This is a genomic window from Paracoccus sp. S3-43 (assembly GCF_029027965.1).
GTDB lineage: Bacteria > Pseudomonadota > Alphaproteobacteria > Rhodobacterales > Rhodobacteraceae > Paracoccus.
The window spans coordinates 1533408-1552920 of record NZ_CP119082.1; the positions used below are offsets into that span (position 1 = coordinate 1533408).

Annotated in this window: 19 protein-coding genes, 1 tRNA gene and 1 pseudogene; 14 read left to right on the forward strand and 7 right to left on the reverse strand. The window is 64.4% G+C overall.

From position 1 onward, the window contains the following. Nucleotides 1-35 precede the first annotated feature (35 nt). The 3 genes from PXD02_RS07935 to PXD02_RS07945 form a co-directional block, all read right to left on the reverse strand. Nucleotides 36-823 (reverse strand): IS5 family transposase gene (locus PXD02_RS07935; protein ID WP_275103592.1). Its coding sequence is split into 2 segments (ribosomal slippage): nucleotides 36-484 and nucleotides 484-823, totalling 789 coding nucleotides; the frame shifts between segments, so codons are not numbered across the junction. A 50-nt stretch (nucleotides 824-873) separates the two neighbouring features. Beyond that, nucleotides 874-1485 carry a DUF6538 domain-containing protein gene (locus PXD02_RS07940; RefSeq protein WP_275106273.1) on the reverse strand — a complete coding sequence of 204 codons (612 nt, stop codon included), beginning with the start codon at nucleotides 1483-1485 and terminating at the stop codon, nucleotides 874-876. A 118-nt stretch (nucleotides 1486-1603) separates the two neighbouring features. Next, nucleotides 1604-1678 (reverse strand) — tRNA-Gln (locus PXD02_RS07945). A gap of 93 nt (nucleotides 1679-1771) precedes the next feature. Between PXD02_RS07945 and PXD02_RS07950 the strand changes: the two genes are divergently transcribed. Next, entirely contained in the window at nucleotides 1772-2947 is a 1176-nt protein-coding gene (locus PXD02_RS07950; RefSeq protein ID WP_275106274.1) for a BaiN/RdsA family NAD(P)/FAD-dependent oxidoreductase, read from the forward strand. Here the strand turns inward: PXD02_RS07950 and kdsA are convergent. Then, nucleotides 2944-3786 (reverse strand): 3-deoxy-8-phosphooctulonate synthase, encoded by an 843-nt coding sequence (gene kdsA, locus PXD02_RS07955; protein ID WP_275106275.1) that lies wholly within the window; start codon nucleotides 3784-3786, stop codon nucleotides 2944-2946. The genes PXD02_RS07950 and kdsA overlap by 4 nt on opposite strands. Beyond that, on the reverse strand, nucleotides 3783-4028 hold the full coding sequence (locus PXD02_RS07960; RefSeq protein WP_473092064.1) for a hypothetical protein: 246 nt from the start codon (nucleotides 4026-4028) through the stop codon (nucleotides 3783-3785). The genes kdsA and PXD02_RS07960 overlap by 4 nt, the downstream gene beginning before the upstream one ends. A gap of 83 nt (nucleotides 4029-4111) precedes the next feature. Here PXD02_RS07960 and PXD02_RS07965 point away from each other — a divergent pair, with 83 nt between their 5' ends. Further along, nucleotides 4112-4699, forward strand: coding sequence for a uracil-DNA glycosylase family protein (locus PXD02_RS07965; RefSeq protein WP_275106276.1), 588 nt, complete (start codon nucleotides 4112-4114; stop codon nucleotides 4697-4699). Between the two features lie 53 nt (nucleotides 4700-4752). Further along, complete coding sequence (locus tag PXD02_RS07970) at nucleotides 4753-6423, forward strand: formate--tetrahydrofolate ligase (protein ID WP_275106277.1); 1671 nt, start codon at nucleotides 4753-4755, stop codon at nucleotides 6421-6423. Here the strand turns inward: PXD02_RS07970 and PXD02_RS07975 are convergent. Continuing rightward, on the reverse strand, nucleotides 6420-7004 hold the full coding sequence (locus tag PXD02_RS07975) for a hypothetical protein (RefSeq protein ID WP_275106278.1): 585 nt from the start codon (nucleotides 7002-7004) through the stop codon (nucleotides 6420-6422). The two genes, PXD02_RS07970 and PXD02_RS07975, sit on opposite strands and share 4 nt — an antisense overlap. Nucleotides 7005-7874: 870 nt before the next feature. Between PXD02_RS07975 and PXD02_RS07980 the strand changes: the two are divergent. The 9 genes and pseudogenes from PXD02_RS07980 to PXD02_RS08020 form a co-directional block, all read left to right on the forward strand. Then, nucleotides 7875-8170 (forward strand): annotated as a pseudogene (locus PXD02_RS07980) (lytic transglycosylase domain-containing protein); the annotation flags it as partial. A gap of 71 nt (nucleotides 8171-8241) precedes the next feature. Beyond that, complete coding sequence (locus PXD02_RS07985; RefSeq protein ID WP_275106279.1) at nucleotides 8242-8592, forward strand: hypothetical protein; 351 nt, start codon at nucleotides 8242-8244, stop codon at nucleotides 8590-8592. A gap of 426 nt (nucleotides 8593-9018) precedes the next feature. Beyond that, the gene (locus PXD02_RS07990; protein ID WP_275106280.1) at nucleotides 9019-11379 is read left to right on the forward strand and encodes a phage/plasmid primase, P4 family; all 2361 of its coding nucleotides are present in this window, start codon (nucleotides 9019-9021) and stop codon (nucleotides 11377-11379) included. 729 nt (nucleotides 11380-12108) lie between these two features. Then, nucleotides 12109-12702: a sigma factor gene (locus tag PXD02_RS07995; protein ID WP_275106281.1), complete on the forward strand. Its 594-nt coding sequence runs from the start codon at nucleotides 12109-12111 to the stop codon at nucleotides 12700-12702. Between the two features lie 13 nt (nucleotides 12703-12715). Continuing rightward, nucleotides 12716-13072 carry a hypothetical protein gene (locus PXD02_RS08000; RefSeq protein ID WP_275106282.1) on the forward strand — a complete coding sequence of 119 codons (357 nt, stop codon included), beginning with the start codon at nucleotides 12716-12718 and terminating at the stop codon, nucleotides 13070-13072. Continuing rightward, nucleotides 13072-13464 (forward strand): hypothetical protein, encoded by a 393-nt coding sequence (locus PXD02_RS08005; protein ID WP_275106283.1) that lies wholly within the window; start codon nucleotides 13072-13074, stop codon nucleotides 13462-13464. Before PXD02_RS08000 ends, PXD02_RS08005 begins: the two co-directional genes overlap by 1 nt. Beyond that, nucleotides 13464-14003 (forward strand): hypothetical protein, encoded by a 540-nt coding sequence (locus PXD02_RS08010; protein WP_275106284.1) that lies wholly within the window; start codon nucleotides 13464-13466, stop codon nucleotides 14001-14003. Before PXD02_RS08005 ends, PXD02_RS08010 begins: the two co-directional genes overlap by 1 nt. A gap of 28 nt (nucleotides 14004-14031) precedes the next feature. After that, nucleotides 14032-15258: a complement C1q domain-containing protein gene (locus tag PXD02_RS08015; RefSeq protein WP_275106285.1), complete on the forward strand. Its 1227-nt coding sequence runs from the start codon at nucleotides 14032-14034 to the stop codon at nucleotides 15256-15258. 162 nt (nucleotides 15259-15420) lie between these two features. Beyond that, nucleotides 15421-16547 (forward strand): IS3 family transposase gene (locus tag PXD02_RS08020; protein WP_275103593.1). Its coding sequence is split into 2 segments (ribosomal slippage): nucleotides 15421-15685 and nucleotides 15685-16547, totalling 1128 coding nucleotides; the frame shifts between segments, so codons are not numbered across the junction. Here PXD02_RS08020 and PXD02_RS08025 read toward each other — a convergent pair. Further along, the gene (locus tag PXD02_RS08025) at nucleotides 16513-17211 is read right to left on the reverse strand and encodes a hypothetical protein (RefSeq protein WP_275106286.1); all 699 of its coding nucleotides are present in this window, start codon (nucleotides 17209-17211) and stop codon (nucleotides 16513-16515) included. The genes PXD02_RS08020 and PXD02_RS08025 overlap by 35 nt on opposite strands. A gap of 231 nt (nucleotides 17212-17442) precedes the next feature. Between PXD02_RS08025 and PXD02_RS08030 the strand changes: the two genes are divergently transcribed. Together PXD02_RS08030 and PXD02_RS08035 are read left to right on the forward strand one after the other, a co-directional pair. Further along, nucleotides 17443-18632 (forward strand): IS3 family transposase gene (locus PXD02_RS08030; protein WP_275103585.1). Its coding sequence is split into 2 segments (ribosomal slippage): nucleotides 17443-17695 and nucleotides 17695-18632, totalling 1191 coding nucleotides; the frame shifts between segments, so codons are not numbered across the junction. 36 nt (nucleotides 18633-18668) lie between these two features. Beyond that, nucleotides 18669-19463 (forward strand): ArdC family protein, encoded by a 795-nt coding sequence (locus PXD02_RS08035; RefSeq protein ID WP_275106287.1) that lies wholly within the window; start codon nucleotides 18669-18671, stop codon nucleotides 19461-19463. The last annotated feature ends 50 nt before the right edge of the window (nucleotides 19464-19513 follow it).

The following is a 19513-nucleotide window of genomic DNA, read 5'->3' on the forward strand; positions in this document are numbered from 1 at the left end:
TCTGCGGCGGGGTGTATGCTGGTAACGAACCTAGGTCATGTTGACAAATGGCGGAGCCAGATGCGGATCGAGGTGATGTCGATGAAGCCCAGGAAGCTCTCTGCGGTTTTGTCGTAGCGGGTGGCGACGCGGCGGGCATTCTTGAGCTTGTTGAAGCAGCGCTCGACGAGGTTGCGCAGCCGGTAAAGGGTTCGGTCCACGGCCACGCGCAGCTTGCGGGACTTTCGCATCGGGATCACCGGCACGACGTTGCGCGCCTCCATGGTTTCTCGAACCCTGTCAGAGTCATAGCCGCGATCCGCCAGCAGGACGGAGGGCTCTGGCAGGTTGTCGTCCATGATGAGGTCAAAGCCCAGATAGTCCGATGTCTGGCCCGGCGTGATGTCCGACCTCATGGGCAGGCCTGCGCCATTGACGCGGAGGTGGATCTTTGTCGTGAAGCCACCTCGCGAACGGCCAAAACCCTGTCGCGGAGTCCCCCTTTAGCGCCCGCTGCCTGATGATGGGCGCGGACCACGGTGCTGTCGATCATCTGCAAGGCCGCTGGAACCACCCCGCTCTCGTTCAGGGCCTCCAGTATCCCTTCCCACAGCCCGGCCAGGGTCCAGCGCCGGAACTGGCGGTAGACCGACGACCACTTGCCGAACTCTTCCGGCAGGTCACGCCACGGCGAACCTGTGCGGGCTATCCAGAAAATCCCATCCAGAACAAGACGATGGTTCATGGGTTTGCGCCCGTTCGGTGCGCGGACGGCCAGAATGAAGCGTTCGTGAAACGCCCATTCCTCGTCAGACATCAGGTCTCGTGCCAAGCTGGTCTCCATCGCAGATACCAGCTTGAATCACGTTCAGCACGTCCTGTGAATCCCTTTTGTCAACACGGCCTAGCGGCACGCCCCCGCAGATAGATGCGGCGTGCATCGAGGAACTGATGTGCGTCCAGATGAGTGAGATTGGCGGCCTCTGACGCGCCCTCGCGAATTTTGCGCTCGACAGTTTCGCTGAGGACCTCGCCAGCGGCCTGCTGCATGTAAGCTTCGACTTTGGGCAAATCCCGGTCGGGCACACCTTCCGACGCGAGTTCAGCGCACTCTGCCTCGCTTAGATCGGCACCGATGCCGTCTCGCGCCAGAAGACGCAAGGCATGAGCCATGGCGCGATCTTCACCGGCATTGGCACGGGCGTAGCCACGCTCGGAACTGTCCGATTGGGCGCGGTTGCGGCGTTCGATACGCTGCAGTTCCTCCCGCACGACGCGCTCAAGCCATTTTCTCGCCGCGTCTCGCGGAAGACCGTCCAGAGCCATCGCTTCAAAAACCTCTTCGCTTTCCTGGGTCACAATGCCCGCCAAACGACGCGCCGTCCACGGGCACGCTGTGCCCAGGCTGACCTGCAGGTGAACCGCCTCGCACTGAACACGAGCGGGGACGCGGCGGCGCCAAGTATAAATCGCGCCGCGACGAAAGACGAAGTTGACGATGCCCATTCGAAAGCCCCTTAAGGTTGGGGCGCGGCGCATCTGATGGACAGTCATGGAGGACATCAGTCCCCTCAACTGCCCGAAAGCAACGAAAGTTACGAAAAAACAAGGATGTCTGCGGATTTGGCTGGGGCGGTAGGATTCGAACCTACGGTACACGGTACCAAAAACCGATGCCTTACCACTTGGCCACGCCCCAACTGTGAGGGGGTGAATAGCCAAGGCCGTGGGGGGGTGCAAGTCGAAAATCGCAAAACTTGTGCCCCGCGCCAGGCCGATTTATGCCGCCCGGATGGAACAGGTGGATCTTCTGATAGTGGGCGCGGGGGCGGCGGGATTGTTCTGCGCGGGCTCCGCCTTGCGGCCCGGACGGCGCGTGATGGTTCTGGATCATGCCGTCCATCCGGGCGAGAAAATCCGCATATCGGGCGGCGGTCGGTGCAATTTCACCAACCTCGCCACCGCCCCGGACCGGTTCCTGTCGCAGAACCCGCGCTTTGCGGCCAGTGCCCTCGCGCGCTTCACGGCGCCGGATTTCGTGCGGCTGGTGGATCGGGCCGGGATCGCCTGGCACGAAAAGACCCAGGGGCAGCTTTTCTGCGACGGCAAGGCCACGCAGATCACCCGGATGCTGCTGGACCGGATGCGGGGCGCCGATTTGCGGATGCTATCCGCGCCGCAGTCGGTCCGCCATGACGGGACCGGGTTCGTGGTGGATACCGGGGGCGGAACGATCCGCGCGGCGCGGCTGGTCGTGGCGACGGGGGGCAAGTCGATCCCCAAGATCGGCGCGACGGGCATCGCCTATGACATCGCGGCGCAGTTCGGGCTGCGGCTGGTGGACAGGCGCGCGGGCCTGGTTCCGCTGACCTTCGCCGAACAGGAACTGGCGCTGTGCCGCCCGCTGGCCGGCGTCTCGGTCGAGGCCGAGATCCGCCACGATGGCGGGCGGTTCCGCGATGCGCTGCTGTTCACGCATCGCGGTCTCAGCGGGCCGGTGATCCTGCAAATCTCCAGCTTCTGGCAAGCCGGAGAGACCTTGCAGGTCGACCTTGCGCCGGGACGCGACATCGCCGCCCTTCTGAAGGCCCAGCGGACGCGGGCGGGGCGGGCCGGTGTTGCGTCCGTCCTTGGCAATGCCTTGCCCGCCCGCCTGGCGGCCGCGATCTGCGAGGAGATGGGCCTGGCGCAGGCGCGGCTGGCCGATCAGCCGAACGCGCGGCTGGATGCCCTGGGGGCGCGGGTGAACCGCTGGCAGGTCCGCCCGGTGGGAACCGAGGGCTATCGCACGGCCGAGGTGACGCTGGGCGGGATCGACACGCGCGACCTGGACGCGCGCACGATGCAGGCGCGCCAGGTGCCGGGGCTGTTCTTCATCGGCGAATGCGTCGATGTGACGGGCTGGCTGGGGGGATACAATTTCCAGTGGGCTTGGGCCTCGGCCGATGCCGCGGGCCGCGCGGATTAGCCCATCACCGGGTCGGCCTTGGCCAGCCGGTCGAAACCCATCAGCGATTCCACCAAGGCGGGCATCCGGTCCAGCGGGACCATGTTCGGCCCGTCCGACGGCGCGCAATCGGGATCCTCGTGCGTTTCGATGAACACCCCCGCCACGCCCAGGGCCACCGCCGCCCGCGCCATCACCGGCGCGAATTCGCGCTGACCGCCCGACGATCCGCCCTGCCCGCCCGGCTGCTGCACCGAATGGGTGGCGTCCATGATCACCGGATAGCCGGTGCGCGCCATGATCGGCAGCGACCGCATGTCAGCCACCAGGGTGTTGTAGCCGAAGCTGACCCCGCGTTCGGTCAGCAGGATATTGCCGTTCCCGGTCGAGGCCACCTTGCCCGCGACATTCGCCATGTCCCAGGGCGCCAGGAACTGGCCCTTCTTGATATTGACGACCGCCCCGGTCCGGCCCGCCGCCAGCAGCAGGTCGGTCTGGCGCGACAGGAAGGCCGGGATCTGGATCACGTCCACGACCTTCGCCGCCCGCACCACCTGTTCGGCATCATGCACATCGGTCAGCACCGGGCAGCCCAGCCGTTCGCGGACGGTGGCCAGAATCCTCAACCCTTCGTCGATGCCGACGCCCCGGCGCCCGGACAAAGAGGTGCGGTTGGCCTTGTCGTAGCTGGCCTTGAAGACATAGCCCGCCCCGGCGCGCGCGCATGCCTCGGCCATCCGTTCGCCGATCATCAGCGCATGGTCCAGCGCTTCCAGCTGGCAGGGACCGGCGATCACCATCAGCGGCAGATCGTTGCCGCAGGACAGGTCGCGGATGCGGATATGCTTGGCTTCGGTCATGTGGATACCTGTTCGCGAAGGAAGGACGCCGTCAGCGACAGCATCAGATAGATACCCGAAAAGATCGGAAAGGCCAGCAGGGTATTCCGGAGCGTCTTGGGATAGGTCGCCTCATGCGGGGCGACGGGGGCGGCCGACAGCGACAGATAGCGGACCGGCTTGTTCGGCGCAAGGATGCCCAGGGAATTGCCCGGTTCGACCCGAAAGGATGCCCGGTCGAGGATCAGCTTGCGCCGCGTCATGTCCGGTTTTCCCCTCTGGCGATGCTTGTTCAACAAAGATTTGTCGCTCTTCATTCGCGGCGTATTTTCACTATCTGTTCGTCATGTCGCCCTTGGAACGATCCATTCAGGACTGCCGCCTGTGCGCGCCCCGCTTTGCCGCGACCGCCACGGCGCATGAACCCCGGCCCGTCACCTGGTTCCGGCCCCAGGCGCGCGTCCTGGTGGTGGGACAGGCGCCCGGAATGCGCGTCCACCTCAGCGGGCGGCCCTTCACCGACCGGTCGGGCGACCGGCTGCGCGACTGGATGGGGGTGGGGGACTCCGTCTTCTACGACCGCGACCGGATCGCCATCGTGCCGATGGCCTTCTGCTTTCCAGGCTATGACCAACGCGGGTCCGACCTGCCGCCGCCGCCGATCTGCGCGCGGACCTGGCGGGCCAGCGTGCTGGCGGCCCTGCGCCCGGGCCTGACGCTGCTGGTCGGCGGCCACGCGATCCGCTGGCATCTTGGACTGCGCGAGGTGACGGCCGCCGTGGCGTCCTGGCGGGATCACGCGCCGGGGGTCTTTCCCCTGCCCCATCCGTCCTGGCGCAACACCGGCTGGCTGCGCCGCAATCCCTGGTTCGAGGCCGATCTGCTGCCGGCCCTGCGCGCCGCCGTCCGGGCCGAACTGACCCGCAACGACTGACGCCGCCATCCTGCCTGTTGACAGGGGCTGCGGGCCGGGCCATCCGGGGCGGCATGACGACCGACATCCAGATCGCCCGCGCCGCGCGCAAGCTGCCCATCGCCCAGATCGCCGGCCGGCTGGGCCTGGGCGAGGACGACATCCTGCGCCATGGCCCTGACAAGGCCAAGATTTCGCATGACACTCTGGCCCGGCTGGCAGATCGCCCGCGCGGCCATCTGGTGCTGGTGACGGCCATCAACCCCACCCCGGCGGGCGAGGGCAAGACCACCACCACCGTGGGCCTGGGCGACGGGCTGAACCGCATCGGCAAGCGCGCCACGATCTGCATCCGCGAGGCGAGCCTGGGGCCGAATTTCGGCATGAAGGGCGGCGCGGCGGGGGGCGGCCACGCCCAGATCGTCCCGATGGAGGAGATGAACCTTCACTTCACCGGCGATTTCCACGCCATCACGGCAGCCCATAACCTGCTGGCGGCGATGATTGACAACCATATCTATTGGGGCAATGCCTTGCAGATCGACACCCGCCGGATCACCTGGCGGCGGGTGATGGACATGAACGACCGCGCGCTGCGTGACATCGTGGTGGGGCTGGGCGGAGTGTCGAACGGCTTCGCGCGCCAGACCGGCTTCGACATCACCGTCGCGTCCGAGGTGATGGCGATCCTGTGTCTGGCGCGCGACCTGGACGACCTGCACGCCCGGCTGGGCCGGATCGTCGTGGCCTATACCCACGACCGCCGCCCCGTCACCGCCCGCGACCTGAAAGCCGACGGGGCGATGACCGTCCTTCTGCGCGATGCCTTGCAGCCGAACCTGGTGCAGACGCTGGAAAACAACCCCGCCCTGGTCCATGGCGGACCCTTCGCCAACATCGCCCATGGCTGCAACAGCGTCATCGCCACCGACACCGCGCTGCGGCTGTCCGATTACGTCGTGACCGAGGCAGGCTTCGGCGCCGATCTGGGGGCCGAGAAGTTCCTGGACATCAAGTGCCGCCTGGCCGGATTGTCCCCCGCCGCCGTGGTTCTGGTCGCCACCATCCGCGCGCTCAAGATGAACGGCGGCGTGGCCAAGGACCGGCTGGGGTCCGAGGATGCGGGCGCCGTCACGCGCGGCTGCGCGAATCTGGGCCGCCATATCGAGAACCTGCGCGGCTTCGGCGTCCCGCTGGTCGTGGCCCTGAACCATTTCGACGGCGACACCCCCGCCGAGATCGCGGCCCTACAGGATTACTGCGCGCGCCATGGCGTCGACGCGATCCTGTGCCGACACTGGTCGCAGGGCGGCGCGGGGGCCGAGGATCTGGCGCGCCGCGTCGTGGAGCTGGTCGAAAGCGGGACGGCCGATTTCCACACCCTGTATCCCGATTCGATGCCCCTCTGGCAGAAGATCGAAACGATCTGCACCCGCATCCACCGCGCCGCCCATGTCGAGGCCCTGCCCGGCGTTCGCCCGCAACTTGAGGCCTGGGAGGCCGAGGGTCATGGCGCCCTCCCCGTCTGCATCGCCAAGACGCAATATTCCTTTTCCACCGATCCTGACCTGCGCGGCGCCCCGGAGGACCATGTCATCCCGGTCCGCGAGGTTCGCCTGAACGCGGGCGCGGGCTTTGTCGTGGCGATCTGCGGGCAGATCATGACCATGCCCGGCCTGCCCCGCCATCCTGCCGCCGAAACCATCGGCCTGAACGACCTGGGCCAGATCGAGGGGCTGTTCTAGGCCGCCATCGGTATGGTCGGTCGCGGCGCGCGCCAACGGCGATGGATCGCCATGTGCAGCGCGACAAGGACCGCCAGCGTCGGCCGCAGCGCCGCGCCGTCCTGGTCGGCGGTTCCAAAACCGATCCGCGCGGGAAATGATCCGTCGGGCCGCTGGCTTGATATGGCCTCGGCCAGCATCGGCGTCACGTCATGGTCGGGGTCGATCAGGCACAGGCAGAAGATCATCTGCGCCAGCGGCACCAGCCTGCCCTTCCGCTGCGCCCAGTCGGCAAAGCGCAGGCAGTTCGCGAAGGCGTCGCCATAGGTCTGCGTACTGGCAAAGTGCGGCCGCTCGGCCCCGAAACGATAGGCAAGCGTCAGCACCCCGGCATAGGATTCGACGGCGCTGTCGTCCAGCCGCTCCTCGGGGATGGGGCGGCGCAGTTCGGCTTCGACCTCGGCCCACAGCGCCGGGTCGGGCGCGTCGCTTGCCGCAAGGCGATCCGCCAGGGACCGGGTCTCGGGCAGCGCGATCCCGCCGCGCTGATCGGCCGGCAGACAGCGCAGCAAGGCGCCGCCGCGATAGGTGCCTTCTGTCATATCGCTTTGAAATCTGGCGATAAACGAATCTGTAAACTCCGGGGTAAATCGGCTTTGGACAAAAGCCTGCAACGGCGCCGGCGTTCCCCTCAAGCCAGAGCAGATATGGGCCGCGGCCACCATGTCCGCCAGATCGTCGATCTGATCTTCGGGGATCGCGGTCCGAGGCATCAGGTCGATCCGATGACGCAGCCATTGCTGGCTGCGCGCGGCAATCAGGGTCAACAGCTGCCTATAGGCAAAATCGTAGGGCATGAGCGCACTCCTCCCGGAACTGGTTCATGGATTAGAAACCCCCATCAACGATTTGGCAATAATTCTGCACTTGGTGAGGCAAATTCCTTGCGGAAAATGCTCTGAAAACTTTGCCGATATTCTTTGCAGGAAGACGCATAAAGAGACCGTCGCCCTCAACCGCCAACCCGCGAAAGGGTTCCACGCCCCACGGCTTGTCAAACAGGTCAAGGACCACGCCGTTGAGAACGGCAATCGTGACTGGGGCAAGTAGCGGACAGTGAGAAGTCAGCAATCGCCCCCAACCGGGTATCATCCGACCTCATCATGGGCCATGGGCCCTCGCAGGCTCTCATGGCTCGTTAGCCCAGCCCACCGCCGCCTGTTACCTTTTCCTGACCAGGGTAGCTCCTGAAAGGAAAGCCATGCCACTGACAGTAAAGCAGATCGAAGCCGCGACATTCGGCAGGAGCAAGGAACGCCTCGGCGATGGATCGGGCCTGTTTCTCAGGCTCTATCCCCGGGGAGCAAGATCTTCCAGGTTCTTCTTCTTGCGGAGGCCGGCATGCCGCGCCGGGTCTGGGTGTCCGTCGGAGATTTTCCTGCCACGAGCCTGAACGAGGCACGTGAACGCGCATCCTGGGCGCGGCTTCCGTCTGCGCCGGATCAGGCGTCGCTGTCGCGCAATCCGCGTCGGTCGAGCGCCCGGTCGCCGCAATCCTTATGCGGCTCACATCGCGGAGGCTTCGCAGCGTTTCGGCATCCCCGAGCACTGGATTCGCGCCGTGCTGCGCGCCGAAAGCACGGGCGATGTGCGCGCCATATCATCGGCCGGGGCGATGGGATTGATGCAGGTGATGCCCGACACATGGGCGGGCCTGCGCGTCCGTCATGGCCTCGGCCGCGATCCCCACGACGCGCGCGACAACATCGGCCTTGCCCTGGCGGCACTGGCGATTGGTGTCGGGGCCATCTCCGACTGGTTCGCGACTATCTCGCCGCGATGACATATGTCGGCCCGCTGCGCGAAATTCCCAGCCGAAAGTATCGCGCGCGCCTGTCTCCGGATGAATCTCGCTGGGCACAGGGCCTTGCCGCGTGGGATTTGCTCTACACGGACCCCTCGGGCAAGCTACTGGAAGAGGTCAACGCCTGGCTTGGCGGCGAAGAGCGCCTGAAGACTGGCTATCGCCTTGAGAGATCCCAGTTCAAAGAGGTTCCTGTTCGGAGCCGATTCCATCAGCTGTTCGAGCGGGGCCTTTCCGAAGACGATCTGGGCGAGTTGCAGGACCTCTACGCCACGCTCAGGGGCCGTTCCGAAATCGCCCTGGCGTCACAGCATCCAACTTCATAGACTTCGATCCAGAACTGGTGGAAGTTGGGTTTCTGTTCCTTCTCGAAACGTGCCCCTGAAATCGAAGTGTTCAGCTGACACGTGATTATCCAACGCATTCTCAACAGCTTGGTGGAAATTCACCAAATAGGAGCAGTCATGAGGTCCGGAGAATATCGGCCCAGACAGACCGCCTTTGCGCCTCCTGACGCTGGCGCCGGTGCTCAGCCGCTCCCGGATAACCCTCGAAAACAACGGAAAAATCCGGCCGCAGCCGGATGGGGAGAACGCTTTCGCGACGGCAAGTGGCGGACAGTGAGGGTCTGTCGGAGTCAAGCAAAATCAGTTGCTTGCTCTGTCAAACAGCCCGAAATGCCTCCGCTGAAATCCTTGAAAATTTTCCGCTAAGGTCAAACCGTTTGCGGGGCCTCACACCGAGGAACTGCAATGAACGATATGACAACGGACTTGGGCGACTTGCTGGGCTGGACCCCGCGCGCTGAAACGGAGAACGCCGCCCCGGCTGGTCCCCGGAACGGCGTTGAAACTTCGGCGGCTCACGAAAGCGCCTGCACTGAATATAGCGAATCGAGCAACCCGAATCAAGTATGGGCTGCGCTGAACGCGGCGCGAAAATGGGTCGCGTGGCGCGAAGATGATCGCAAGGGCACCCCGACAAAGGTTCCCTATGTCACGCCGCAGCACATGGCGCGGGCTAATGATCCGGCAACGTGGCTGACACGCCCGCAAGCAGAGGCTGTGGCCCGTGACCTGCTGGCGGGCGGGCGGAAGGGCGGCGTCGGGCTTATGCTGGGCGGCGATGCTGCTGAACGGCTGGGCGGCGTCGATCTGGACTCCTGCATAGACCTGCTGACCGGACAGCTTGAACCGTGGGCGGCGGAGATCGCGGCGCGCTTTGCATCCTATGCCGAGGTCAGCCCCAGCGGAACCGGCGTGAAGGTGTTTTTCTGCTATGCCGCCGCCGATCTGGACGCGGTTCGGGCGATCATGGGCACCCTATGGGGCAAGTCTTTCTCGCGGGGCAGCCACCATGAAATCGCCCTGCATCTGGGCAACCGCTACTTCACCGTGACCGGTGATCGCCTGGACCAAGCGCCCGCCACCATTCAGCCAGTCGACCGCGCCGCGCTGACTTGGCTGATTGAAGACGCCGGGCCACGCTTCAAGAGTGACGCGCCCAAGGCAGCGCCGAAGGACGAATCCCGTTCGGGCCGGGCCTTCCGCATCGCGGGCGAATGCCGCCGTGCGGGCATGGACCTGGACGGATTCCGGGCGGAACTGGCGAAAGACCCGGACCTTGCCGCTTGGGCGAAGGATGCCCGGCAGGTGCAGCGGGCCTGGGCCAACGCAGGCGGGTTGGAAGTTGACCTGTCCGATTTTGACGATGTGCCCGAAGACATCAACGGCTTCCCGATGACCGAGGACGGAGTCGCCCGCGCTTTCGCTGCGGCCCATGCCGACCGGCTGCGGTTCTGCCATTCGTCGGGCCGCTGGCATGTCTGGACCGGCACCCATTGGCGCAAGGAAGAAACCAAGCTGGCCTTCACCTGGGCACGGGAAATCTGCCGCGCCCGCGCTGCGTCCGATCCGCGTTCGTCGGCTGCCAAGGCGCTGGCGAAGGCTGCCACGGCCTCTGCGGTCGAACGCTTCGCACAAGCCGACCGGGCTTTTGCCGTGACTGCCGAGGCTTGGGACCGCGATCACTGGCTTCTGGGGACGCCAGGCGGCACCGTGGACCTGCGCACCGGGGAACTGCGGCCTGCGCAGCAAACCGACATGATAACCAAGGTCACGGCTGCCGCGCCCGTGCCGCTGGATTCGTTCGATCCGGCCCGCGACTGCCCGCGCTGGCTGGCCTTCCTCGACCATGCCACGGGCGGCGATGCCGATGCGATCCGCTTCATTCAGCAATGGGCGGGCTACGGCCTGACCGGCGACACCCGCGAAGAAGCCCTGCTGTTCGTTCATGGGCCGGGCGGATCGGGCAAATCGACTGCGATGAACACCCTTGGCGCGCTGATGGCTGATTATGCAGTTGCTGTCGATACCGAGACGATCACCGCCCAGAAACACGCCCGCCATTCAACCGAGATAGCCCGGCTGCACGGCGCGCGAATGGCCTATGCCAACGAAACCGAAGCGGGCCGCGCCTGGGCGGAAAACCGGATCAAGCAATTGACAGGCGGCGACGTGATGACCGCGCGCTTCATGCGGCAGGATGACTTTTCGTTCAAGCCACAGTTGAAGCTGGTCATCGTCGGGAACAACAAACCGGCATTCAGCGACGTCGACGGCGCGATCAAGTGGCGGTTCAACGTGATGCCGTTCGACCGGAAGCCTGCCGCGCCTGACTTCGGCTTGAAAGGGGCACTGGAAGCCGAGTTTCCGGGCATCCTGTCCTGGGCGGTGCAAGGTTGCCTCGATTGGCAAAGGCATGGGCTGATCCGCCCTGCTGTCATGGTGGAAACGACAGAAGCCTATTTTGAGGAACAGGATACCTTCGCAAATTGGATCGCTGATCGCTGCATCATTGGTCAAGGTTTCGCTGCGACGACCGAAAGCCTGTTCGACTCCTGGTCATCTTATGCCCGGTCGAATGGTGACGAACCCGGCAATAAGCGCGGCGACTTCCCGCAGCGGATGAAGGATCGCGGCTTTGATCCGATCCAGAACACGGCTGGGATGCGCGGGCGTGGGTGGCGCGGGCTGAAACTCATGCCGCTTCGTGATCCGTTCGACGATCTGCCCGCCCGAGGTGATGAGGTGACGCAATGTCTTACCCACTGAGCAAATGCGCTGCGGTCCATCATAGGCCGCAGCCTATCATAGCGTCTATCGCATCGTTGATCGCTGTCCATCTTCACGGAAAAACGCCAGTCCCATCAGCACGGCGCTTGACCCAAGACAACCCATTGAAATGCAAAGGATTGGCTGAACGAGTCCCATCTGGTCCCATCCCTTCCGGTTCTCTCGCTCACGCGGGCGCGCGTATGCGCGTAAGGGCTTCATACGGAAAGCATGGGACTCCGGGACTCGTTCGCTTCTGCCGTATCATCGCTTCTGCCGCATTTCCCCGGTCTATTTCCCCGACCTATTTCCCCGGTCCATTCCCCCGGTCCATTTCCCCGACCTATTTCCCGGTGGGCGGAAGCGGGCGGCAGATGGATCATGGGCATCCGGGCTTCGTGGCCCTGGTCGCGGGGATGCAGCGCAGCCGATCATCGGTTTCTGCGATGCGGGGTCTAGGTTCTTCCCTATGGGGCCGGGCCGCGGGGACACGGAACCCCGACGCTTTTGTCTGCACAAAAATTTTCAATTCACGAGGCCGAGTAAATGAACGACTGTTCAATTATCAACACTGATCTGAGCGATATTCTCGGGCCTGAACCGGCTACCCCCGCCCCGCTTTGTCAGCGGCCCGCTGATCGGCCTTCCCCAGTTCCGGCAATCACACCGGCAGCGGCGCGCTGAGCGGCACATTCGGAACAACAGCAACATGTTCCGAGGTGCTCCCGAATGTTTCCGCCAATTTCCCCCGACGACCTTGCCACGCTGATCGACGAGGCGGCCGTTGCCGCGCGCCGCCTGCATCGCAAGCTGATGCTGCCTGCCGCCGATCTCGACGATCTCCGCCAGGACCTGCTGGTCGACCTGATCTGCCGGCTGCCCGGTTTCGACGCCCGCCGTGGCAGCATCGGTGCCTTCGCCAACATCGTCCTTCGCAACCAGTCCTCGCGCATCGCCATCCGTCATCACCGCCAGCGCCGCGCGCAGGGTGGCGCCGTGCTTTCGCTGGATGCATCTATCTCCGGCAGCACCGAGCCGCTGGGTTGCATGCTGGCAGAGGCCGACGGTCTGGCCGCTTGGCATGGTCAGGACCGCTCCGCCGTGGATGATGCCGAGACCCATCACGATCTCGCCCGGGCGCTGGGCGATCTGCCTGACGACATGCGTGGCCTCTGCGCAGCACTTGGCGCCTGTGCCGTTCCCGAGATCGTCAGCCGCACCGGCATCTCCCGTTCCGCCCTCTACCGCCACATCGCCCGCCTTCGGCTCGACCTCGCGATGCGCGGGTTCGGGGCCGGGTGGGACGGTTCCGAGGCGGCGTGAGTAGAGGACCGACATGGAGATGTTCGTCATGCACCCCACCGCCTTCATCCCGGCCAAGCCCCGGCCGCTCACCGACATCGAGTTCTGCGCGTGGATCGGTCAGGCCATGTCGGGCGACCGCCTCGAGTATCATCGCGGGTTCCTCGGCATTGATGCCACGGCGGTGATCTCGACCCTTCCGGAACCGGATCGCCGCAGGCTGGGGGCACTGGCCAGTGCCGCTCACCGCGCCTTCGAGGCTGCGCTGGTGCATCTGGTGCAGGTCCGGGTCGGCCCCGACCGCTTCGCCTATCTGGCCATCGCGCGGACCAAACCGCGCCATGCGCCGATCCCGCTTTCCCAAATCATCGCTACAGAGGAGGCCGCCTGATGCGCGCCGTGCTTGCCTGGATCGGGGATCGGCTCCCGCCGTCCCTCTACTTCGCCATCGCCGGAAAACCGGCCGAGACCGCCATAACGGAGCCGCACCCCGCCCGGCTGCCGAACCTGATGACGCGGTTGCGCCGTGCCTTCCACAGCCTTGACGACTTGCCGGATGCGATCCCCGCGCCCTGGCGCGAGGGAAACGAGACCGAGCCGCTGCTGATCGAGATGGCGACCATCGACGACATCGCCTTCGCCGTCGTGGCGGCGAATGCCGACGTGTCGGCCGCGATCCGCCGCTCCTCGGCGCTCGAACGGCTCCACCGCCTGGCCCGCGAGGCCGGGGCACTCGGCACGGACCGCGCCGTCAATGCGGCCCTGAAGCGGGAGGGGCGCTGATGGCCATGCCGTTCCCAAGCACCGATGCGCCGACCGAGGGGCGCGCCGGCAACATGCCGACGTTCGATGACCTCGACCGGTTGTCGATCAGCGAGATCGCCGACATGCCGCCTGCGCTGCTGCTCGCGCTGCAGGACGAAGCAGCGGCCGAGACCGCCGGGGTCAAGCGCCTGAAGGACCGTTTCGAGGCGGCACTGGCGCAGCGCTATGGCGCGGCGACCGAGGCCGAGCGTTCCGCCCAAGGCAAGACCTCCGGCACCGTCCGGATCGAGGATGCGGGCGTGGTGGTGATCGCCGATCTGCCGAAGAAGGTCACGTGGGATCAGGACCGGCTGGCCGCGATGGCGACCCGGATCCGCGAGGCGGGCGACGATCCGACCCAGTATCTCGAGATTGCCTACCGTGTGCCGGAACGCCGCTTCGGGGCCTGGCCCGACGCCATGCGCGGAGGCTTCGCCGCCGCCCGGTCCGAGACCACCGGCAAATCCGTTCTCGGCCAAGCTCAATGCCGCGCTCTGGACCGCCAGGACCGTCGCTGAAGGGGGCAGCGGCGATCTCTTCTATACCATGAACAAGGAGGCCGCCGGCCGCGACCTCGGGCTCACCCTCCAGACCGGCTATGTCACCAAGGCACTGATGGGCTTATTTGGTTCGGACAGGTTCCGGCTGGCGGTCTCGGCCGACGGCAGCACCTTCTTCGACGGGCTGATCGTCGACAACGCCACCGGCATTGTCGACCAGCCCCGGCTGCCGCGCTTCAAGGGCTACACCAATTACGACAACTACGCCGCCGTCGACACTTGGACGAAGATCGGCATCAACAACACCGACTATAACGACCAAGGGGCGTTCGATGCCGGCAACAACCGGTTCGTTGCGCCGGTCGTCGGCACCTACCACTTCGGCGCGACGCTGCTCTTCAAGTTCAATTCCAGCACCAATGCCCGCATGCGCGGGCGGCTGGTGTTAAACGGGTCAACCGAAATCCGGGGATCGCGGGGCGAGGTCTCCGGAGCGCATGCTTCCGAGGCCACGGCACTCTGGCTGCAGACAATGGTCCCGCTCGTCCAGGGCGACACGGTCGAGCTGCAGGGTACATTTCGCGCAGCAGACGGTTATTTCGCCGCCGATCACACGTCCTTCTGGGGCGCGAAGGTGAGGGCCATGACGAACATGAACATCGACAGCATCCGCCGCGCGATGCAAGCAAAGAGCGACCAGCTCAACGCTGAAGATCTTGTCGCCGGCCCGCGCACCATCCGCATTTCCGGCGGCACCGAGGCGGACGGCCGGATCCGGCTCAACTACGACGGCGACCAAGGACGGCCGCGGGTGCTTTCCAAGACCGCGCTGCGCATTTTGGCGGCCTGCTGGGGCGATGACCCGTCGAAGTGGCTCGGCCTTTCCTGCACCGTCTTCTGCGACGAAACGGTGGTGTATGGCGGCAAGGCGGTTGGCGGCATCCGTGTGTCCCACGTCGAGGGCATCGCTGGCCCGCGCAGCCTGAACCTCACCGTTTCGCGCGGGAAAAAGAAGGAGCACCGGATCCAACCGCTGGTGGTGGAGCGTAAAGGCCCTGCCGACGCGTGGCGCGAACGGTTGCTTGCTGTCACCCAGGACCCCGAGAAGACCGTCGACTGGGCTTGGGCGCAGGTCAAGCCCGAGATCCGGAAAGAGCTCGGCGGGGACGCGTTCTACAAGCAGCTCATCGAACTGGAAAAAGCCGCCGCCGCACACGCAACGAGCGACGACGCTGTGCTGGGCGATCTGAACGCCCAGATCGCCGCCGAGTAAAAAAAGCCCCACCCGTAAGGTGGGGCCTTTCGCAGGGCTAGTCGCCGCTCGCGCAGCCTAGCCCCCCATCTCTGCTGGGAGTGTCGCTGGCGGTGATGGAGTGCCCCCACTGAAGTGGTCCGCCAACTGGGATACAAATATCCTGTTCAGGAGGACCATCAGATGGCAGGCAAGCGAGACAAACCGGAAGACATCGTTCTGAAGCTTCGACAGATCGAAGTGCTTCATGGACAGGGAATGGCGATTTCCGACGCGGTGCGGCAGATCGGCGTGACCGAGCCGACGTATTATCGCTGGCGCAAGCAGTATGGCGGCATGAACCGGGATCAGCTGAAGCGTCTCAAGGAGCTTGAGGCGGAGAACCAGCGGTTGCGGCGCGCGGTGTCAGATCTGACCTTGGACAAGATGATCCTGAGCGAGGCTGCACGGGGAAACTTCTAAGCCCTTCGCGCCGTCGCAAGTGCATCGATCATGTGCGGCAGGCGCTTGGCATATCCGAGCGCCGCGCCTGCCGCACCCTCGGGCAGCACCGCTCAACGCAACGCAAGGTTCCTTGCGGCGCCCCGGACGAAGAACGGCTGACGGAGGACATCATCGCGCTCGCTCGCACCTACGGGCGATATGGCTATCGGATGATCACCGGACTGCTGAACAACGCCGGTTGGCATGTAAATCATAAACGCGTGGAACGGATATGGCGGCGTGAAGGGCTGAAGATCCCACAAAAGCAGGCAAAGAAGGGTCGGCTCTGGTTGAACGACGGGTCCTGCGTCCGTCTCCGACCGGAGCACCCGAACCACGTCTGGTCCTATGATTTCGTTCAGGACCGGACACATGACGGACGGCTGTTTCGGACGCTCAATATCATCGACGAATTCACGAAGGAGGCGCTGGTGATCCGTGCAAACCGCAAGCTCAATTCCACCGACGTAATCGACGCCCTGACGGAGCTGTTCATCTTGCGTGGCCCGCCTGCGTTCATAAGGTCCGACAATGGCGCGGAATTCATTGCCAAGAAGGTGCAGGGCTGGATCGGCGCAGTTGGTGCCAAGACCGCGTTCATCGAGCCGGGTTCACCCTGGGAGAACGGGTATTGCGAGAGCTTCAACGCTCGATTCCGCGACGAACTCCTGGACGCAGAAGTCTTCTATTCGCTTAGGGAGGCCCAGATCCTCATCGAGCGATGGCGCCGCCACTACAACACTGTCAGGCCGCACAGCTCCCTGGGATACCGCCCGCCCGCACCGGAAGCCCTCATCCCAATAGACCAGCGGCCGACGATGCACTAACAATCAACCCGGACCACTCCGTGGGGGCAGTCCAGTCATCGCCGTAGACAATACCGTAGCCAGGCTGTGGGTTCTGTTTGCTGTCCGTGCAGACAATGAGCTGTGCGGTCTTTGCGCGCATCAGCAGCTCTTTTGGGATTTCCACCAGTTCATAGCGGTGGGCGACCACCACCTGATTGTCCTTCTTGCCTTCCTTCTTCGGCAGGTATCGGAAGACCAGGATGCGCTCGTACTTCTCCATATGGGCCAACATCTTGTCCCGCAGGTCTTCCAGGGTCCAGTCGCCCTTGCCCAGCTCCATGATTTTAGAGATGTGGATCACGTCCTCTTTCGACGCCGCGGCCGCCTCTGTCTTCAGCGAGAACCGTGCATTGTCGATGGTGATGTCGTGCCCGGCGTTGCCGCGCGGCGCGAGTTCTGCCCGCCTGTTGCTGACCTTGACCGCCCCTTCCAAGGCATATTCAAATCGGTCTTTCGAGAGCGCTTGCCGGCTGAATGCGTGATGGACCTTGATAAGATCGCTGATGCTTTCGAGGACCGTTTCGTCAATGATGTCGGAGTCGTCCTCGCGATGGTTGGTGGATTCGAGTTCAAACTGTCCGCACATCGCTTCAATCCATTTGATTTGGGATTCTGTCAATTTGCTTAAATCAGGCAACGGCATTCTTCTCTCCAGCAGTGCGTGCCGGATCGTATCCAGGTTGGAGTCCGTAAGTCTATAGGCCCCCAGTCGCCCCTGTTCCCCCTGATGAGGAACAGGAGGCCGACATGAGCACCTACGACGACATCACCGCGAAAATCGTTGCCGCAATCGAGTCCGGCTTGGCGACCGTGACCTGCCACGGGATTTTTCCTCCACCGTCGATTAGAGTCCGGCCCAACCTGAGGACGGACAATGAAGCGAACGAGATTCACGGACGAGCAGATCATCGGCATTCTGGCCGAGCACGACGCGGGCGCGAAGTGCGCCGATCTGTGTCGGAAGCACGGGATGTCGGAAGGCACCTTCTACAACTGGAAAGCCAAGCTCGGCGGCATGACGGTGCCTGAGGCGAAGCGGCTGAAGGCGCTCGAGGATGAGAATGCCAAGCTGAAGAGGCTCTTGGCCGAGCAGATGCTCGACATGGCCGCGATGAAGGATCTGCTGGCAAAAAAATGGTGACGCCCGTCGTGAAGCGCGAGGCGGTCGCGCATCTGCAGGCCCGGTTCGGGGTCTCGGAGCGGCGGGCGTGCCGGATCGCGGGCGCCGATCGCAGGATGGTCCGCTATCGGTCGCGGCGCCCGGCAGATGGGGCGCTGCGCGGACGATTGCGCGAGCTTGCCAACGAGCGGCGCAGGTTCGGATACCGGCGGCTGTTCGTGCTGCTGCGGCGGGAAGGAGAGCCGTCTGGCATCAACCGGATCTATCGGCTCTACCGCGAAGAGGGGTTAACCGTCCGTAAACGCAGCGCCCGCCGCAAGGCGCTTGGCACCCGCGCGCCGATCCTGGTCGAGCCGCGGGCCAATGCACGCTGGTCCCTCGACTTCGTTCACGACCAGTTCGCCTGCGGGCGCCGGTTCCGGATCCTGAATGTGGTCGATGACGTGACCCGGGAATGCCTTGCCGCCATCCCCGACACGTCGATCTCGGGCCGCCGTGTCGCGCGGGAGCTGACGGCACTGATCGAACGGCGGGGGCGCCCGGGCATGATCGTCTCCGACAACAGCACGGAACTGACCTCGAATGCCATCCTGAAATGGTGCGGCGAGCATCGGATCGAGTGGCACTACATCGCGCCGGGAAAGCCCATGCAGAACGGCTTCGTCGAAAGCTTCAACGGCCGGATGCGCGACGAATTCCTCAACGAAACGCTGTTCCATAGCTTGGCCCATGCTCGCCATCTGATCGCGTCCTGGGTCCGGGACTACAACACAGAGCGGCCCCACTCGGCGCTCGGCTATCAGACGCCGGCAGACTTTGCCCGGGCTCTGATCACCGCAATCGACCGCCCCGTTGCGCGAATGGAGGCCCATGCAAGCCGAGCCATTGCTTTTACATCGAAGACACCCACAAATGATCACTGGGCTCCGGTCGCAACTGGATGAAAGACCAGTGGCAGGTCAACCGGCAAAGGGTATGGGATGCCGTGGCATTCCCAAGGCGGGTGGCCCGTCAATGTGGCTTCGGGCCGGGCGTATCGTGGCATCAATGTTTTAATGCTGTGGGGGGAGGCCCAGGATAAGGGCTTTTCCAGCCCGCTGTGGGGGACCTTCAAGCAATGGCAAGCCGCCGGCGCCAAGGTGCGCAAAGGGGAAAAAGCGAGCCTCATCGTCTTCTGGAAAGACCTTCCCGCGAAAGACCGGGCGGAAGGCGATGAGGAAGAGGCTGGCAAGCGGTTCGTCTTGAAGACCAGTTACGCTTTCAACCTGGCCCAAACAGAGGGCTACGAGGCCCCCGGCGCCGTGGATGCCCCGCCGCACGAGCCAAGCGCGGCCGAGCGCCTGGTGGCCGCTGCCGGCGTGGATGTCCGCTTTGGTGGCGATCGGGCGTTCTACCATCCCCGGCTCGACTATGTGCAGAGGCCGCCGCTGGCCGACTTCGTGAGCGTGCCCGCGTTCCAGAGCGTGCTGCTGCACGAAGCCGCCCATTGGACAGGCCATGCCAGCCGCTTGGAAAGGGAGTTCGGCAAAAGGTTCGGGGACGCCGCATACGCCGTGGAAGAACTCGTCGCTGAACTGACCGCCGCGTTCCTCTGTGCTGACCTGGGGGTGTCGAACCAGCCCCGCATGGACCATGCCGAATATGTGGCGAATTGGCTGCAGGTCCTGAAATCGGACTCCCGCGCGATATTCACTGCCGCTTCGGCAGCGACAAAAGCGGCGGATTTCCTGCTGGCCTCCCAAGCCGTCGAGGAAAAGGTCGATCTGGCCGCTTAATTTTTTGGATCGGCCAGAACGAACCTATTTCCCTATCAAGCAAGGAGAGA

Excerpts from the sequence above, each read along its gene's own strand:
- PXD02_RS07940 (WP_275106273.1), bottom strand. The coding sequence starts at position 1,485 with ATGGGCATCGTCAACTTCGTCTTTCGTCGCGGCGCGATTTATACTTGG.
- PXD02_RS07950 (WP_275106274.1), top strand. The coding sequence starts at position 1,772 with ATGGAACAGGTGGATCTTCTGATAGTGGGCGCGGGGGCGGCGGGATTG.
- kdsA (WP_275106275.1), bottom strand. The coding sequence starts at position 3,786 with ATGACCGAAGCCAAGCATATCCGCATCCGCGACCTGTCCTGCGGCAAC.
- PXD02_RS07960 (WP_473092064.1), bottom strand. The coding sequence starts at position 4,028 with ATGACGCGGCGCAAGCTGATCCTCGACCGGGCATCCTTTCGGGTCGAA.
- PXD02_RS07965 (WP_275106276.1), top strand. The coding sequence starts at position 4,112 with ATGTCGCCCTTGGAACGATCCATTCAGGACTGCCGCCTGTGCGCGCCC.
- PXD02_RS07970 (WP_275106277.1), top strand. The coding sequence starts at position 4,753 with ATGACGACCGACATCCAGATCGCCCGCGCCGCGCGCAAGCTGCCCATC.
- PXD02_RS07975 (WP_275106278.1), bottom strand. The coding sequence starts at position 7,004 with ATGACAGAAGGCACCTATCGCGGCGGCGCCTTGCTGCGCTGTCTGCCG.
- PXD02_RS07985 (WP_275106279.1), top strand. The coding sequence starts at position 8,242 with ATGACATATGTCGGCCCGCTGCGCGAAATTCCCAGCCGAAAGTATCGC.
- PXD02_RS07990 (WP_275106280.1), top strand. The coding sequence starts at position 9,019 with ATGAACGATATGACAACGGACTTGGGCGACTTGCTGGGCTGGACCCCG.
- PXD02_RS07995 (WP_275106281.1), top strand. The coding sequence starts at position 12,109 with ATGTTTCCGCCAATTTCCCCCGACGACCTTGCCACGCTGATCGACGAG.
- PXD02_RS08000 (WP_275106282.1), top strand. The coding sequence starts at position 12,716 with ATGGAGATGTTCGTCATGCACCCCACCGCCTTCATCCCGGCCAAGCCC.
- PXD02_RS08005 (WP_275106283.1), top strand. The coding sequence starts at position 13,072 with ATGCGCGCCGTGCTTGCCTGGATCGGGGATCGGCTCCCGCCGTCCCTC.
- PXD02_RS08010 (WP_275106284.1), top strand. The coding sequence starts at position 13,464 with ATGGCCATGCCGTTCCCAAGCACCGATGCGCCGACCGAGGGGCGCGCC.
- PXD02_RS08015 (WP_275106285.1), top strand. The coding sequence starts at position 14,032 with ATGAACAAGGAGGCCGCCGGCCGCGACCTCGGGCTCACCCTCCAGACC.
- PXD02_RS08025 (WP_275106286.1), bottom strand. The coding sequence starts at position 17,211 with ATGCCGTTGCCTGATTTAAGCAAATTGACAGAATCCCAAATCAAATGG.
- PXD02_RS08035 (WP_275106287.1), top strand. The coding sequence starts at position 18,669 with ATGCCGTGGCATTCCCAAGGCGGGTGGCCCGTCAATGTGGCTTCGGGC.